The organism is Oceanicella sp. SM1341 (assembly GCF_003448965.1).
In the GTDB taxonomy this organism is placed as follows: Bacteria; Pseudomonadota; Alphaproteobacteria; order Rhodobacterales; family Rhodobacteraceae; genus Paroceanicella.
In genome coordinates, this window is sequence record NZ_QRGC01000102.1 from 1 (window position 1) to 657 (window position 657).

1 protein-coding gene is annotated in these 657 nt (G+C 79.6%); it reads left to right on the forward strand.

What is annotated here, in order from left to right; translation table 11 throughout:
- Positions 1-657, forward strand: a 657-nt coding sequence (locus tag D3P35_RS25930) for a response regulator (RefSeq protein ID WP_157982361.1), incomplete at both ends; no start/stop codon positions are given.

The window sequence follows — 657 nt, forward strand, 5'->3', positions numbered from 1 at the left end:
CGCCCGCGGAGGAGCCGCGCGAGGACGGCGCCGGCGCGCCGGCCGCGAGCCTGCCCGGCTTTCCGGCCGCGGCCCGCGCGGCCGGGCGCATGGTGCTGGTGGCCGAGGACAACCCCGCCAACCGCGAGGTGATCCGCCGCCAGCTCGGGCGCCTGGGCCATGCCTGCGAACTCGCCACGGACGGCGAGCAGGCGCTCGCCGCCTGGCGCGCAGCACCCGCGGCCTACGGCGCCCTGCTCACCGATTGCCACATGCCGGGGATGGACGGGTTCGCGCTTGCCGCCGCCATCCGCGCCGAGGAGGCCGGCCTGCCCCGGCGGCTGCCGATCATCGCCATCACCGCCAACGCGCTGGCGGGCGAGAGCGCGCGCGGCCTCGCCGCCGGCATGGACGATTTCCTGTCGAAGCCGGTGGAGATGGCGCGGCTGCGCGCGGTGCTGGGCCGGTTCCTGGGCGCTCCGGAGGCCGGGGCCGCCGCCGCCCTGCCCCGCGCCGAGAGCCTGCGGCTGCGCGCCGGCACCCTGCACAGCTCCATCACCGCCGGCATCGCCCGGCGCAACCCCGAGGCGGTGCGCCTCGCCGCCGCGACCCTCGCCACCGTGGCGGCCGAGGCGGGCGCCGAGATGCTGGCCCGCCTCGGCCGCGCCCTGGAGGACG